This is a genomic window from Streptomyces sp. NPDC014889 (assembly GCF_043081205.1).
In the GTDB taxonomy this organism is placed as follows: Bacteria; Actinomycetota; Actinomycetes; order Streptomycetales; family Streptomycetaceae; genus Streptomyces.
This window is the reverse complement of record NZ_JBIBWH010000027.1, coordinates 1-15,072: the sequence shown is the minus strand read 5'-3', so window position 1 is coordinate 15,072 and position 15,072 is coordinate 1. Positions and strand designations below refer to the sequence as shown.

General features: G+C 68.7%; 13 protein-coding genes and 2 pseudogenes. 13 read left to right on the top strand and 2 right to left on the bottom strand.

From position 1 onward, the window contains the following. Positions 1 to 473 precede the first annotated feature (473 nt). The 9 genes from ACF09J_RS34490 to ACF09J_RS34450 all read left to right on the top strand — a co-directional run bounded on the left by ACF09J_RS34490 (position 474) and on the right by ACF09J_RS34450 (position 9,654). The gene (locus ACF09J_RS34490) at positions 474 to 1,826 is read left to right on the top strand and encodes an ATP-binding protein (protein WP_392309409.1); all 1,353 of its coding nucleotides are present in this window, start codon (positions 474 to 476) and stop codon (positions 1,824 to 1,826) included. Further along, positions 1,823 to 2,257, top strand: coding sequence for a roadblock/LC7 domain-containing protein (locus ACF09J_RS34485; RefSeq protein WP_109382247.1), 435 nt, complete (start codon positions 1,823 to 1,825; stop codon positions 2,255 to 2,257). The genes ACF09J_RS34490 and ACF09J_RS34485 overlap by 4 nt, the downstream gene beginning before the upstream one ends. After that, positions 2,254 to 2,625, top strand: coding sequence for a DUF742 domain-containing protein (locus ACF09J_RS34480; RefSeq protein WP_392309408.1), 372 nt, complete (start codon positions 2,254 to 2,256; stop codon positions 2,623 to 2,625). The genes ACF09J_RS34485 and ACF09J_RS34480 overlap by 4 nt, the downstream gene beginning before the upstream one ends. Further along, complete coding sequence (locus tag ACF09J_RS34475) at positions 2,606 to 3,202, top strand: ATP/GTP-binding protein (protein ID WP_392309407.1); 597 nt, start codon at positions 2,606 to 2,608, stop codon at positions 3,200 to 3,202. The genes ACF09J_RS34480 and ACF09J_RS34475 overlap by 20 nt, the downstream gene beginning before the upstream one ends. Continuing rightward, positions 3,199 to 4,437, top strand: a complete 1,239-nt coding sequence (locus ACF09J_RS34470) for a cytochrome P450 (protein ID WP_392309406.1) — start codon at positions 3,199 to 3,201, stop codon at positions 4,435 to 4,437. Before ACF09J_RS34475 ends, ACF09J_RS34470 begins: the two co-directional genes overlap by 4 nt. Positions 4,438 to 4,526: 89 nt before the next feature. Then, entirely contained in the window at positions 4,527 to 5,651 is a 1,125-nt protein-coding gene (locus tag ACF09J_RS34465) for a polyprenyl synthetase family protein (protein WP_392309405.1), read from the top strand. Next, positions 5,648 to 7,246 carry a prenyltransferase/squalene oxidase repeat-containing protein gene (locus tag ACF09J_RS34460; protein ID WP_392309404.1) on the top strand — a complete coding sequence of 533 codons (1,599 nt, stop codon included), beginning with the start codon at positions 5,648 to 5,650 and terminating at the stop codon, positions 7,244 to 7,246. Before ACF09J_RS34465 ends, ACF09J_RS34460 begins: the two co-directional genes overlap by 4 nt. A 90-nt stretch (positions 7,247 to 7,336) precedes the next feature. Continuing rightward, positions 7,337 to 8,659, top strand: coding sequence for a cytochrome P450 (locus tag ACF09J_RS34455; RefSeq protein WP_392309403.1), 1,323 nt, complete (start codon positions 7,337 to 7,339; stop codon positions 8,657 to 8,659). Continuing rightward, positions 8,656 to 9,654 (top strand): hypothetical protein, encoded by a 999-nt coding sequence (locus tag ACF09J_RS34450; RefSeq protein WP_392309402.1) that lies wholly within the window; start codon positions 8,656 to 8,658, stop codon positions 9,652 to 9,654. Before ACF09J_RS34455 ends, ACF09J_RS34450 begins: the two co-directional genes overlap by 4 nt. 34 nt (positions 9,655 to 9,688) lie before the next feature. Here ACF09J_RS34450 and ACF09J_RS34445 read toward each other — a convergent pair. After that, a pseudogene (locus ACF09J_RS34445) lies at positions 9,689 to 10,078 on the bottom strand (transposase); the annotation flags it as partial. Positions 10,079 to 10,130: 52 nt separating this feature from the next. Continuing rightward, positions 10,131 to 11,360 carry a mannosyltransferase family protein gene (locus tag ACF09J_RS34440; protein ID WP_392309401.1) on the bottom strand — a complete coding sequence of 410 codons (1,230 nt, stop codon included), beginning with the start codon at positions 11,358 to 11,360 and terminating at the stop codon, positions 10,131 to 10,133. 344 nt (positions 11,361 to 11,704) lie between these two features. Here ACF09J_RS34440 and ACF09J_RS34435 point away from each other — a divergent pair, with 344 nt between their 5' ends. The 4 genes and pseudogenes from ACF09J_RS34435 to ACF09J_RS34420 form a co-directional block, all read left to right on the top strand. Then, complete coding sequence (locus ACF09J_RS34435) at positions 11,705 to 12,061, top strand: PRC-barrel domain-containing protein (RefSeq protein ID WP_392309400.1); 357 nt, start codon at positions 11,705 to 11,707, stop codon at positions 12,059 to 12,061. Positions 12,062 to 12,088: 27 nt separating this feature from the next. Continuing rightward, positions 12,089 to 12,262, top strand: a complete 174-nt coding sequence (locus tag ACF09J_RS34430; RefSeq protein WP_392309454.1) for a hypothetical protein — start codon at positions 12,089 to 12,091, stop codon at positions 12,260 to 12,262. A 745-nt stretch (positions 12,263 to 13,007) separates the two neighbouring features. Further along, a complete protein-coding gene (locus tag ACF09J_RS34425) occupies positions 13,008 to 14,003 on the top strand; it encodes a potassium channel family protein (protein WP_392309451.1) in 996 nt (331 codons plus the stop codon). 193 nt (positions 14,004 to 14,196) lie between these two features. Next, a pseudogene (locus ACF09J_RS34420) lies at positions 14,197 to 14,396 on the top strand (DDE-type integrase/transposase/recombinase); the annotation flags it as partial. Between the last annotated feature and the right edge of the window lie 676 nt (positions 14,397 to 15,072).

Below are 15,072 nucleotides of genomic sequence, written 5' to 3'. Positions count from 1 at the left end.
CTCCCGGGACCTGCTCGCCCGGCTCTTCGGAGTCAACGGCAGCACTCTCGCCAGGGCCGTTCACCCAGCCCGGTCCCTCCTGGCCGAGCACGGCCGCACCGATCCGCCCTCGACGGCCAGGTTGGCCTTGGTGTCTGCATTGTGGACGCGGCGTGAAGATGCCACACGCTGATCATCTTATGAGTAACATGCCCGATCGTCTGCTCGTTTTCGACCGGAGCGAAATGCCCTGCTTCCCTTGGTTCCCAGTCTGCCTGGCCTGTCCGTGCTCCGTTTCTCGGCGCGAACCTGCCGCGGGACGGGCTCCTGGGAGCGCGGAGTTCCGGGAAGCAGGCCGTCCCACGCGGTGGCCTGCAGACGTGCGCGCCTCTCCCTTACCCGCATCGCCAGGTCTGCCTGTCGGGCGTGAGCTTCCGCTGAATCGCCCGATGCCGGCCGGGGCCTGGCTCTGACCCTCCGAGGACCCCCTATCCGTGACATCGAATCCCGAAGCTGCCCTTGCGGTGCTGGGTGCGACAACCGTCGCAGGCGCCGTCGCCGCAGCGGCTCTGGCCAGATCCCGCGCGGTCCTGTCGAGTCGCTGTACGGCGCTGACCCGGCAAATCGCGGAACAAAATGAGGCGCTGGCAACCCTCCGGGCCCGCGAGAAGGCGCAGTTCGAAGAACTGCGCCACCTGGTGAACAGCCGGTTGCCCGCCGCCGCTCTGCACTTGATCAGTGATCACCATCCCGTGCCCGACGGCCTGTTGAACGACAACAGCGACTTCGCGGCACAGGTCCAGGCGGTGCACGACCTGTTCGTGGAGACACTGATCGGTGAGCGCGACCGTATCGACTCCGCTGCCCGGGCGGCACTGCGCGGCGCCTGCACGGCCATCCAGGCCCAGAGCTTCCGGCTGCAGACGCTCATCGACGAGTTGCAGCGAGACTGCCGCGACCCGGAGGTCGTCAGGGAGTATTTCCGCATCGACCAGCTCAACGAGCAGGTCCTCCGGCTGGTGCAGAAAGCGGCCATCGTGAGTGGCTCGTGGCCCGGCCTGGTCCGGCCGGACACCCACCTCCCGGACGTCGTCGCGGGAGCCACGTCGCGTCTGAACGGATTCGAGCGGATCCAGGTCCACACCAAACTGCTGGTCGGCGGGGTGGGCATTGTCGGCCGGGCCGCGGAACCGGTGGCGGTGGCCTGCGCCGAGCTGATGGCGAACGCGCTGGAGTCCTCACGGGGCGACTTGGCGGTGGAGGTCACCCTTCTGCAGACGGACAACGGCAACGTGTGCATCCAGATCGACGACGCGGGCAAGGGTATGACCCGCGAGTCGGTCGCGCGCGGCACCCGGCTGGTGAGCGGCGAGAATGCCGGCCATCTGCTGCTCACTGAGCTGGGCGACCCGCCGGCTCTGGGGTTCGCGGCTATCGGGCAGTTGGTCGCCGACCACGGCTTCCACGTGTCCGTCGATCAGGTCTCCCCCTATGGGGGGGTTCGTGCCGTGCTTGCGGTTCCGAAGCATCTGCTGACCACCATCGATGAGGAGGCGGAGCCGCCGTCGGCGATGGCGGCCCTGCCGGCCCCGGCGCCGCGCACGCCTGTACCTCCTGCCGCCGCGGAGCGCGGGGAGGGGTTGCGTGACGTCAGCGCGCCGTCTCTGCGTGATGCCAGCGGGCTGCCCCAGCGCCGCCGCCGGAGCGGATCCTCCCGTGGCCGCTCTCTGACTCGTACGGCTCGACCAGTGGACCCGGATGCGGCCGGCGCCGCATGGGGTGACTTCGAGCAGGCTGTTGCCGCCGGACGTGACGCATCCGACTCCGAGGACAAGGACAAGTCTTGACGCAGTCAACTCTCAGCGAGCAGATTCCCGACCCGTCCTGGGTCCTGGGCCCGATCATCGAGATCGGCGTCCGGCATGCTCTGATCCTGTCCGCCGACGGCATCGTCGTCGGAGCCTCGGGCAGCCTCGGCCGCGATGACTCCGAGGGCATGGCGGCCATGGTGTCCGCCCTGCACGGCGCCGCGCGCGCGGCGGCCGTCGTCTCGCTCGAGGCACCCGAGGAGACTCCGATCTCCACCATTACGGTCCAACTCGACGCCTCTGGAACGCTTATGGTCATGCCGGCCGGCGGAGCCAACGCGTTCATCGCCGCTTCCTTCGGCACCGATGTGCCGATGAACATCGTCGCGCACACCCTCGCGCGGCAGGCGAAGAACCTCGGCGAGGCGCTGATGTCCGTACCCACGCGCTCCCATGGACCGTCGTCATGAGCCCGGGCCCGGCGCGACGACTGGTCCCCAGTTACCTGGCCACGGGAGGCGTCAGCGCTCCTGAGCACAGCACGCTTGAAGACCTGACGGCGTTGACCGCCACCGGCCGTCCCGCGCTGCCCCATCACACGCCCGCCCATCAGCGACTTCTCGACCTGGTCAGTGACGGCGGGCTGACCGTGATGGAGATCGCGGGCTATCTGCGTCTTCCGATCGGCGTGGTGAAGATGCTCGCCGCGCAGTTGGTGTCCGACGGTCACCTGCATGCCGCCGCGCCGCTTCCGGACGCCCTTGCTCCCACCGCTAACGCCGGACGGCCCAGCAGGGCCCTCCTGGAGGAGGTTATGCATGGGCTCCTCGCCCTCTAGTGCGCCGGTCTACCTGCCGGACTCGAACCACGAACGGGTGAAGATCCTGGTGGCGGGGCCGTTCGGTATCGGTAAGACCACGATGATCCGCACTCTGTCGGAGATTCCGAGCCTCCACACCGAGGAGGTCATGACCGACGCGGCGGCTCATGTCGACGAGCTTGCGGTCCCGGACAAGAAGACCACCACGGTGGCCATCGACTTCGGCCGTCTCACCATCGCCCAGGGGCGAATCGTCCTGTACCTGTTCGGCACGCCCGGGCAGCGGCGGTTCAAGCCCCTGTGGAGCGACTACGCCCGTGGTGCCCTGGGCGCACTCGTCATCGTGGACACCCGGAGACTGGCCGACTCCTTCGAGGTCATGGACCTCATAGAGGAGACCGGCCTGGACTACGCCGTAGCCGTGAACCAATTCCCCGAGTCCCCCACGTATGACGAAGAAACCCTCCGCGTCAAGCTCGATGTTGAGGATCACACCCCCTTGGTCATCTGCGACGCGCGCGACTGGGACTCCAGCCTCGACGCTCTGCGAGCGCTGGCCGCCCACCTCGTAACCCGTGCCGGAGGCAATCTGTGACGACCGCCCCCAACGCTGTTCCGCTGTACGGACCGGAGCATGCCGCCGACCCTCAGCGCAGCTACCAACTGCTGCGCGCGCAGGGCCCGGTGGGCCGCGCCGAGATCGATCCCGGCCTCGACGTGTGGGTGGTCACCGACTACCGGGCCGCTCTGGACCTGTTGCAGGATCCCGGCACCTGGACCAAAGACACCCGGGGCTGGGACACGACGGTGCCGGCGGACAGTCCGGTCAAGGAGCCCTTGCAGTGGCGGCCCAGCCTGTTCTTCGCCGACGGCGAGGAGCACGCGCATCTGCGGAGGGTCATCACCGACAGTTTCGCCCTCCTCGACCCCCAGTACCTACGGGACGTGACGCGGCGCCATGCGGACACCCTGTTGGACGAGTTCGCCCATAGGGGACGGGCCGATCTGGTCGCCCAGTATGCCCGTAGGCTGCCGCTCATGGTCCTGAACACTTTGTTCGGCATGCCGGACGAGGGTGCGGACCAGCTCATGTCGGCGATCGAGGCGCTGATGAGTACGGTCCCGCAGGCCAAGGAGGCGGGTGAGCAGGCCCTCACCGCCTATCTGGGCGGTCTCTACGCCATGAAGAGTGCGCGGCGCGGCCGCGACCTCACCTCCTGGTTCATCGACCACCCGCACGGGCTCAGCCCGGAGGAGGTGATCAATCAGGTACTGATCACTCAGGGCGCGGCCTACGGCACGCTGGCGGGCCTGATCGCCAACACCCTCGCGCAGATCCTCTCCGACCAGCGGTACCGGGGCACTCTCACCACCGGGAGTCTGCCCATCAGGCACGCCATCGACGAGGTGCTCTGGGCGGATCCGCCTCTGGCCATGTACAGCCTCCACCGCGCGCGGCGCGCCGTCACGTTCCACGGGCGCGCCATCGAGGCCGGAGAGCCCGTCATGGTCTCCTACGCGGCGGTCAACACCTGCCCCCACGCCGGTCAGGTGAGCGACGAGCAGCGTTCCGACTACAAGGCACACCTCGCCTTCGCGGCCGGTCCGCACGCCTGCCCCGCCGAGGACATCGTGTTCGTGGTGTCGGTCGCGGCCATCGAGCGGCTGATGGGCAGGCTGCCGGACATCGAACTCACCGTCCCGGCTGCCACTCTGACATACCAGCCAGGCCCCATCTATCGCGTCCTCACCTCACTGCCCTGCCGTTTCACTCCGCAGACACCGGATTCCCGGAGAGCAACGCGGGGTAGCGTCCCCATGACCGCTTGATCCACATCACCAACACCGACAGCTGACCGACCGCCCCCGGGTGCAAACCCGGGGGCCGTGTTCTGCCTGTCCACAGGAAAAGGGCGATTTTGCGTGGGATTCTCGCTTCGAGAAAGGTACGTGCGTCGATGGCCGGAACCGCATGGGACACCGATATCCCGACCCTTATATCCGTTCGTGACGATGTAGACGCGGTACTCGAGGACTTCGTCGACGTGCAGGAGCGAGCAGCGCTCGGCCCGGAGATGGCACCGCTGTTCACCACCGTCCGCCGGCTTCTCTTCTCCAACGGCAAGCGACTGCGCCCCTTGCTGTGCGTGGCGGGATGGCAGGCCGCAGGCGCACCGGGAGACTCCCACGCGGTTCTTCGCCTCGCCGCCGCCCTGGAGCTGTTCCAGACGTTCGCCCTGATCCACGACGACGTCATGGACGACAGCGATACCCGCCGCGGACGGCCCTCGGCCCACCGCGCGCTGGCCGCCGAGTACATGAGCGGCGGTGGGCGGCTCAGCAAGGCGGAGGCGCACGGCAGGGGTGCCGCCGTCCTCCTCGGTGACCTCTTGCTCGTGTGGTCGGACGAAATGCTGGCGGGCGCAGGGCTCGGAGCCCGGGCGCGGGCCCGGGTCCTGCCGCTGGTGGACAGCATGCGCGCCGAGCTGGTCTACGGGCAGTACCTGGATCTGCTGTCGACCGACCGGATGTCCGGGGACGTCGAGGCCGCGCTACGGGTCGCCCGGTACAAGACGGGGAAATACACCGTGGAACGGCCCCTGCACCTCGGCGTTTCCCTGGCCGGCGGCAATCCGCGGCTGCTGCAGACCTGCACCGATTTCGCCATCCCGCTGGGAGAAGCGTTTCAGCTGCGCGATGACCTGCTCAACGTCTTCGGTGATCCGGTACAGACCGGCAAGCCTGTCGGAGACGACATCCGTGAGGGCAAAGCCACCGTGCTCCTGGCTTTCGCGGTCCAGGACGCCTCCGGGGCCGACCTGAAGCTGCTCAGCACACTGGTCGGCAGCCCGGAACTGGGGAGCGAGGACATCGACCGGGTCCGCACCGTCATGGAGACCACCGGTGCCCGGCAGCGGGTCGAAAAGATGATCACCGCAAGGCGCGACACAGCTCTCGCCACGCTGGAAGAAGCAGACCTGCCCCGGGACGTCGCCGAGACGCTGAGGCAGCTCGTATGGATGGCCACGGAAAGGCAGTCATGAGGTCCATATCCCGCCAGGCGACCCCGATACGGGCACGGCACATGAACAGCTACGTGGAGCGGGCCTGGGAGTTGGTGGCGTCGGTCGACAACGATCCCTGGGGCAACGTGCGTCCCTCCGTGTACGAGACGGCCCGGGTGACCTCCTGGGCGCCATGGCTGGAGGGACACGAACGCCGTCTGACGTGGCTGCTGGAGCAGCAGTCCGCCGCGGGCAGTTGGGGAGAGGGCCCCGCGCCGTACCGGCTGCTGCCGACGCTCAGCGTCACGGAAGCGCTCCTGTCCACGCTGTGCCGGGACACGGCCGCAGGCGTCTCGCGCGAGCGGCTCGCCGCGGCCGTGGACAACGGGCTTGCCGCGCTGCAGGACCTGTCCAGGACCGGTGGGTGGCCGGACACGGCGGCCATCGAGATCCTCGTCCCCGACCTGGTGATCCTGATCGACGACCACCTGGACCAACCGGAGGTCGCGGCCCTGCCCCGGCTCGGCCCGTGGGCCCGCGGGCAGCGCCTGGCCCAGCCGCGCGGATTTCAGGCGGCGCTGCCCGACCGAGTGGCCGAGCGGTGCCGTGTGGCCGGCGGTGTGCCACTCAAGCTGCACCACACCTTCGAAGGGGTCGCGCGCCGACTGACGCAGATGGTGCCTGGCGTCCCGGGCGGGCTGCTGGGCAGTTCCCCCGCCGCCACCGCCGCCTGGCTGGCCACCGGACCCTGCGCAGACCGGGAACAGGCGATCACTGCGCTGACCGCCGTGGCGGAGCGTTACGACGGTCTTTTCCCGGAGGCCACGCCGATCTCCGTCTTCGAGCGGCTCTGGGTCGCCGCCGCCCTGGCCCGTCCCGGCCTGCCCGCCACCTGTGTGCCACCCGTCCGCGCCTGGGCTGCGGAGATCTACGACGCCGCCGGCGTACGCGGCGCCCCCGGCCTGCTGCCCGACACCGACGACACCGCCATGGCGGTGCTGGTGTCCGCCCTCGCCGGCTCGCCCCGCGACCCCGCCCCGCTGTCCGCCTTTGAGACCGGCGACCACTACGACTGCTATGTCGGCGAGGACACCGGCTCCAGCACAGCCAACGCCCACGCCCTCCAGGCACTCACCGCCTGGCTGAGCCACCGGCCCACGGCAGGTGACGCTCTCCAGGCCCGTATGGACCTGACCCGCGACTGGCTCCTCGCCCAACAACAGCCCGACGGCGCCTGGTTGGACAAGTGGCACGCGTCGCCCTATTACGCCACCGAACGGTGCGTCACTGCTCTCTCCGGGCACACTGGCCCGACCACCCGCGACGCCGTCCGCTCGGCCGCCGACTGGGTGCTGGCCGCTCAAGGCGACGACGGCTCCTGGGGGGTGTGGGGTGGCACCGCCGAGGAGACCGCCTATGCCGTCAACATCCTCCTCAACTCCCCGGATCACGCAGGCAGGCCAGAGGCCACCCAGGCCCTGAAACTCGCCGAGAACATCCTGCGCGAAGCCGTCCACTCCTCCGGCCACCACCATCCTGCCCTCTGGCACGACAAGACCCTCTACGCCCCCCAGGCCATGGCCCAGGCCGAGGTGACCGCCGCGCTTGAACTGCTGCAGACACGCCGGCCCTGAACCGTCCCGCCGCCCCTTCAGCCCGGATCACAGACGGAGGAACCAACCGTGAACGCCGACCCGCACGTTCCGCCATACGCTCCAGGGCGTATGCCGCTCATCGGACACGCGGTGCCTCTGGCAAGGGACCGCCTGGCCTTTCTGCAGCGCCTGCGCGAGCGCGGGCCGATCGTGCGTATCTCGATCGGCCCGAAGACCGTGACCGTCATCAACTCTCCCGAGCTCTTGCAGGAGATGCTCACCAGCAAATCGGGGCACTTCAGCAAAGGGCTCCTGTTCGAGAAGCTGAAGCTCTTCGGCAAGGATGCCCTGCCGGTCGCGGAGGGCAGCCGGCACCTGAGGCGCCGCCGCCTGATGCAGCCCGCGTTCCACCGCCAACAGGTCGACCAGTACGTCCGGACCATGCACACCACAGTCGATCCGATGATCGCGGCATGGCAGAGCATGGGGCCGCTGGATCTGAAGACAGAGATGCAGTTGATGACGCAGAACGTCGTCATGGGGGCCTTGTTCTCCACCATTCCCGACCGCGACACCGGGCACGCGATCCTCGAGGCCGTCGACACCCTGTTCGCCACGGCGCTCCGCCGTGCCCTGCTCCCCCTTCCCCTGCTCGAACGGCTGCCGACCCGGGGGAACCGGCGGGCGCGGCGTGCCGGCCATGTGATGCGTGCTGCTGTGGGAGAGGTCATCGCCGACCACCTGGCGCGGCCGGATGCCCACGACGACATCGTGTCTCTCCTTCTGTCCGCTCGGGAGCCGGACGGTACGCCGCTGGCCGACGAGGACATCCTGTCCGAGGTCACAGGCCTGCTCGCGGCGGGTTCGGAAACCACTGCGGTCACCTTGACCTGGCTCTTCCACGAGCTGGGCCGCAACCCGGATCTGGAGCGGCAGTTGCACGACGAGGCCGACACGGTCCTCACGGACGAGCCCATGACCACGAAGACTCTGACGCGGCTCACGTTCACCCGCAGACTGGTCAATGAGAGTCTGCGCCTGTACAGCCCGGCATGGCTGGTGACCCGTCGGACGACCGAGCCCGTACGGCTAGGAGCCGTGGATCTGCCGGCCGGGGAGGAGATCCTGTGGAGCCCCTACACGCTCCATCGTGATCCCGCCCTGTATCCTGACCCACTCCGCTTTGATCCCGACCGTTGGCTGCCAGAGCGTCCGCAGCCCCCGAAGGGGGCGTTCATTCCGTTCGGGGCCGGAAAGCGGCAATGCATGGGCAACGAGTTCGCCCTGGCCGAAGCGACCCTGATCACCGCCCTGATCGCTTCCCGCTGGCGGCTGCGGCCCGTCCCAGGACCTGCCGTTCGGCCGGTCGGAGCGATCACCCTGCATCCTTCCACGTTGCGCATGACCGCCGAGGCGCGGAAGCCCGTGCGCCGCCACCGGGAGGCCGTATGACCGGCACCGGCGATGCGGCAACGATTCTGCCTCGACCAGACTTCACCGCCACGTTCCCCGGTCCGTTCCCCGCGAGTCCGCACGGGGATCACGCGGAGCGCCAACTCCTCGGCTGGCTGGAGGAGTACCCGCTGCTCCCCTCCGCCAAGGCGAGGAGCGTTCTGGTGAACATCACGAGTCACGGAGCATCGCGCACCTTCCCGACCGCCGACGCGGACGACCTGGTTCTGTTCGCGGAACTCCTGTTGTGGCTCACCGCGTTCGACGACGTGCACGGCGAGGCCAACGCCGCCGGCGACCCGGTTGCTCTTGTCGACCGCACCGCTGAGCTGATGCTTGTCCTGGCCGGCGGCGGCCCGCCTCCCCTCATGAACCCGTTCCCCGCCGCCCTGTACGACCTGCTTGCCCGTTTCCGGGCCCGGACCGGCCCGGCCGCGTACCTCCGACTTGCCGCAAGCCTGCGCGACACCATCATGGCTCTGGTCTGGGAGGCACACCATGTGGCGGAGCCGGAGAGGGTTGCGCTCGCGACCTATCTGGACATGCGTCCGCACACCGTGTTCGTCAGGACGATCATTGCTGCGGCGGAGATTGTCCTGGACTACGAACTGACGGACGCGCAGCGGGCACTGGCGTCGGTGCGGCATCTGGAGACCGCTGTGGCCAATCTCGCCGGCTGGATCAACGACTTGGCCTCCTACGAGCGCGAGGTTGCGCGAGGGCCGATGCAGCCGTTGAGCCTGCCCACGCTGTTGCGGGCGCGGCACGGTGGAAACATCGAGGAGGCGTTTGCACGCGCCAGGGGTATGTGCGAAAACGAAGCAGCCGTCGCCCGGCAATGGATCACAAGCCTCGCCTGCGATCCCCCGAGCACGCTCACCACCCACGCCCGCGCTCTGGAGGACATCGCCCGCTCCTTCATCTGGCACACCAGCCATGCCCGATACCAAGGCCCCAAAAAACGCGGCGCGGCCCGGTCCGTCCGCTCAGCTTGACGACCAGCGGGTGTGTCGGCGCTCGTACGACCTGGATCGGGGTGAACCCGCTGGTCCCGTAAGGGCGGGCGGTTATTTCGAGGTCGATGCCGAGGGCGGCGGCGGGCTCGATGAAGTGCTTGCGGTAGCCGCCGTCGACCCACACCTTACGGATGCTGGGGTGGACGGCGGCCACCTGCCCGAGCAGGCGGGTGCCGGCCACGGAGTCCCGGACACTGGCCGCGGTGACCAGCACCGCCGGCAGGAGGCCGAGCGTGTCGGTGACGATGCTGCGTTCCCTGCCCACGATCTTCTTGCCCGCGTACGTCCCCTGACTCGCAGCGGGGACGCTGGTGGAGGTCTTCACGCTCTGCGCGTCGATCACGCAGGCCGACGGGCTCGCCCTCCAGCCCTCCTTCTGACGCACCAACTCCCGCAGCAGGCTCTGAGCTGGGCGAATAAGCCCTTCTAGGCGACGCATCGGCCGGCCTCGTCCGTCAGGGCGGGCTCTTCGCCACGACGGTGAGGTAGATCCCGAATACGAGGGAGTACGCCGCGAGCGTCGGCGCGAGGACGGCCACGGTGCGCAGGCGAGCTCGGGACAGGGTGAGCGCCATGGGGAGCAGCAGTGGGAAGGCGGGCAGGAGGAGACGTGGCCTGCTGGTGAAGAAGTGAGCGCCGCCCAGAGCCATCACGATCAGCGTCGCGCTGTACACGAGAAGCGGGAAAGGTTGCCGGTCGAGCACGCTCAGGACGAGCAGGGTGACCGCGCCGATCGCGACCGCCGCAGCCGTGTACTGGCCCAGGGAGACTTTCGCGAGTACCAGGTGCTTGAACATGTACAGGGTGTAATGACCGAAGTCGAAGGTCGAGCCGAACCGTCGCTGGACGGTGAAGTAGCCCCACGGGCTGCCGGTCTTCACCCCCACCCATACGACGTAGCCGACCCACCCCGCCGGGGCGAGAACAGCGGCCGGCCATGCGTACCGGTCAACGGCGTTGCCTTCTCGACGGCAGCTCCATACGTGCATGCCCAGCGCGGTCAGGACGGCGGCGGCTGCGGCGATCCCGTTGGGGCGGGTGAGGCCGGCCAGCGAGGCGAGCAGGGCGGCGGTGAGCCAGCGGCCTGTGAGCGCGGCATACAGAGCCCACGCCGCGAAGGCGGTCATCAGGGACTCGGTGTACGCCATAGTGGCGACGACAGCCTGCGGCAGCACCGCCCACAGGGCGACAAGGGTGAGGGCGAGCCGTCGCCCGTACAGCAGTTCGCCAACCGCGTAGATCCCCGCGGCCGCGACCACTGCGGCGCTCCACGACAGGGCCAGCGCGACGTTGACCTCTCCCACCGGCACCACCGTGCTCACCGCGCGGATCAGCGCCGGATACAGGGGGAAGAAGGCCATGTCGTGGTACACGATGCCGGATCCCTCGGGGCCGGGGAGCACGGTGCCGTAGCCGTGGCGAGCGATGCGGACGTACCACAGGCTGTCCCATTCCATACCCAGCACCGTGCGCGGATGACGGCCGATGTGCAGGGCCCAGACGGACAGTGCCGCCACCGTTGCCAGCCGCATGCCGACGAAGACGGCCAGCCCGGGCAGTGCCCTGCGCAGCACGGCCCGGGCCCGCGTCAGCCGGCTCGGCGACAGCCGCCCGCCGGAACGCGCCGGAGACAGACGCCGCGGCGCGTCATCGACGTCAGCCATGCCGTAAGAGGGGTCGTCCATCGAAAGAGCCCCCTCCTCTATTCCGTCCGTCGTCTGACGGTCCGACCGCCGGATCACCCGATAGTGAGAGGCCCTGACGCCATCCAAGACGTCTCAGTCGCCGTTCGCATCCGGACTCCGCGCCGACGGCGCCCAGAAGAGTGAGTCCAGGTGCGGCCGACGCGCCGGCGCCGGCTTCTCGCGCCGCGGACTCCTCTCGCGAGCACGACTGCGGCCTCCCCTCCGGGTACTTTCCCCCTGATCGACATGGGCCGAGAGGGTAGTAGCCGGGCAAAAGACCAGGTCAAGCTCATCGGAGTACAGTGGCACACGCGGAGTTTTCTGCGGGCTGCAAGGAGCGAGGCATGATCCATTCAGCCGATATCCGCGAGTGGCGCAACCGCGACGTGATCGATCCCAAGGGCCGCAAGATCGGGGCCCTGGAAGCGGTCTACCTGGACACCACCACCGACGCGCCGTCCATGGCCACCGTCCGCACCGGGCTGCCGACCCGGCACCGGCTCGTCTTCGTCCCCCTCGACGAGGCGACCCTGGGGCCCGGATACGTGCGGGTGGCGCACTCGAGGGGGATCGTGAGGAAGGCACCGTCGATCGGCACGGACGACGTCCTGCCGATGCAGCGGGAAGAAGAGATCTTCAAACACTACGACAGGCCCTACGAACCCGGCGCCGACCGCGGACGCCGTCTCGCGCGTGGCTGACGGCCCGGCCGGAGGAAGTGGTCACCCATGTTGGCGTTCTTCCTGTTCCTGATCCTCGTCGCGATCGTCCTGGGGCTCCTCGGCGTGGTGCTGAAGGGGTTGTTCTACCTCCTCATCATCGGCGTGGTGGTCTTCGTGGCCGACCTCGTGCTGCTGGGCGTGCGCTGGTCCCGGCGATCGCACCGGCACGTCGTCCGGTGATGACGCCACGCGCGAGCCGTTGGCCTTCATGGGGCAGTTTCCGGGGGTGCCGGTGGGCGCCGAGGCGGTCGTCGTGGATATGTCCGGCGCCGGCGGCGAGTTGGTCAGGGTCGGCGAGTTCGGTCAGTCCGTGCGCCGCGAACCCCGCCCCAAGGCTGATCGTCAGCGCCCGACCGGATGTGGCGGTGAGCCATGCGCACGCTCAGCTGCCCGGTGCGGAGTGCCCGAGAAGGGACACTGGAGAGGCTGGCGTGATGACGACGGCAACTCCGATCAGGTGTGGCGGTGGCGCCGCAATCCGCTGGAAGGGCGCATCGTCGTGTCGGAAATGGCTGCTCTTCGTCGCCTCGCCGTGCTACCGACGGCGCGCATACCGGCCAGACCGGCATGGGGGCCGGCGTCACCGGAAGCACGAAGAGACGACCGTCCCGGTGCGTGGACCGGCCTCGGCGCGCGCCGCACGCAAGCACCGCGGCGAGGCCCGCACGCTCGGCGGCGCAGAATTCAACCTCTCTCCACGAGGCACTCGACACCACCACACCCGGCGGGCCTGGTCCTCTGACTTCGCCGGGCACACCGAGGTCAGCCCGAACGGTTGAGGCGGGCGAAGGGACAGCGGGCGGCGTTGTGGCGCAGCACCGTCCGGTACGCGGTCTCGACACTGTTCCCTGCCACCTCTCGAAGAGGGCGTGCTGCCATTCGGGATGACCGGGCCACTGGCTGTGCAGGACACTGGGTGAAGGCGATGACGGGAGCGGGTGTGTGGTCGCCGCACGGTGTTCGATGGCGGGCGTTGCTGGTGGTGTCCGCGATCTTGGTGCTGCTCGGGTACGGCATCGGTGGGTACATGCTGCTGGGGTCCTCGCCCTCCTCTGCCGTCTACCTGACGGTAATGACGCTGACCACCGAAGGGTCGTCGGCGGCTGATCGGCTCTCCACAGGCGGCAAGCTGTTCACCGCCTCACTGGCCGTACTCGGCGTGGCGGTGTTCGTGGCTGCTCTGGGAGTGGTGGGTACCGCACTGCTGGAGGGCAGGTTCGGTCCGCGCGGAAGGATGCGACGCATGCAGCACCGGATCGACACACTCCGTGATCATTTCATCGTCTGTGCGTACGGACGCGTGGGTCAGGCCGTGGCGCGCGAGTTCGAAGCCGACGGGATCCCCTTCGTGGTGATCGACAGCAAAGCGGAGTTGGAGGAGGTGATGCAGCGCGACAAGGTCTCCTACCTGATCGACAACGCCTCCTCCGAGCAGGTACTGCGGCGGGCAGGGATCGACCGGGCCCGCGGGCTGGTGTGTGCGGTCGACTCGGACGCCGAGAATGTCTATATCACCCTCACCGCTCGCGCACTCAACCCGGCGATCGCCATCGTGTCGCGCGCATCCAAACCCGCCTCCGTCGACCGACTCGCCCGCGCCGGGGCCAGTAGCGTGGTGTCCCCGTACGTCACCAGCGGCAGGAGGATGGCACTGCTCGCCGTGCGGCCGCACATCGTTGACTTCCTGGAGTTCAGCCGACCTGGTACCTCGGACTGCCGGCTGGAAGAGATCCGCATCGCAGCCGACTCCCACCTGCTGGGCCGCCCCCTGCGGCAAGCATGCAAGGGGGTGCTGCCGCTGCTGGTGCGCCGCGCGGACGGCACGCTGCTTCCTCACCCCGACCCGGAGAGCGCCCTTCGCCCGGGAGACACCTTGATCGTCTTCGGCGACCTGGGGGCACTGCGACCTATCGAGGAATGAACAGCGTCCGGCGGCCTGGTCCGTGAACGCCCTTGGGCGGAGCGGCACCGCGGTGCCATCGCCCAGGCCCGAGCCGCATACAACGCCACGGCAGCGGTGGCACCGCAGGCAGGTCAGTCCCTCCCACAGCCGGAGTGCTGACGAGTGCTGCTGCCTGCGTCCGCCCGGAGCCAGGGGCGGTCGTACCTGGCTCCCGCGAGTGATGGTCACCGACAAGCTGAAGAGCACCGCCCACCGCACACTGACGCCCTCGGTCGAGCACCGCTTCCACAAGGGCCTGACCAACCGGGCGGAGAGTTCCCACCAGCCAACGCGGCAGCGTGAACGCGCCATGAAGGGCTTCCGGTCGCCCGGGCAGCCCAGCGGTTCCTGTCCACGTTCAGTCAGATCAGCCGGCCATCCTCCAGACAACCTGACGACGCCCTTCCGTGCGCGTCGTCTCCGTGTCACTCACGCGCTGCCACCCGCCCCGAGTCGGTTGTACCTCCTGACTCAGCATGTGTCCGCCGGGCCGGGATTCGACCCGGGACAACACTCTTCCGGGTGTATGCGCGGCAGGGGTTCGCGCATCAGCAATGATGAAAACCTGTCATGGCGGTAGTAGACATCGGCTCGTCACGGGGTTACTGTTCCCGACGTACCCAGGAAGTCGAAGAGGGCACGGCAGACACGAACTGCCGCGCATGCAGCTCAAGCAGGACGAGGCCCCACACGGGCCGCGAGCAGTACCCGCAGTATCCAGCTGTACGACCGAGTAACCGAAGGTAAGGAGCCGAACGCCATCCAGGATCGCCCGGGCCAGGAAGGAAGTCCGCCCGGGTACCGCAGGCCCCGGATTGGAAGGTGGTCCCCGGTCACGCATCCGCGATCCCCGCAGCCCCGCCCTCCCAGGCGGAACCTGCGGACGAAGAAGGCCGGCGCAGTGTGCCGGTAGATGGTGTTGAAAGCTCGGGGCCCGGGTGCCTTCACGGCACCCGGGCCCCCCCACCCGGCCACCAAACAACAGGTCTATTCCCCCAGCCGCCACCCCCCCCCACCCCAACCACCGCGAAGAAGACAACCCCCCCAA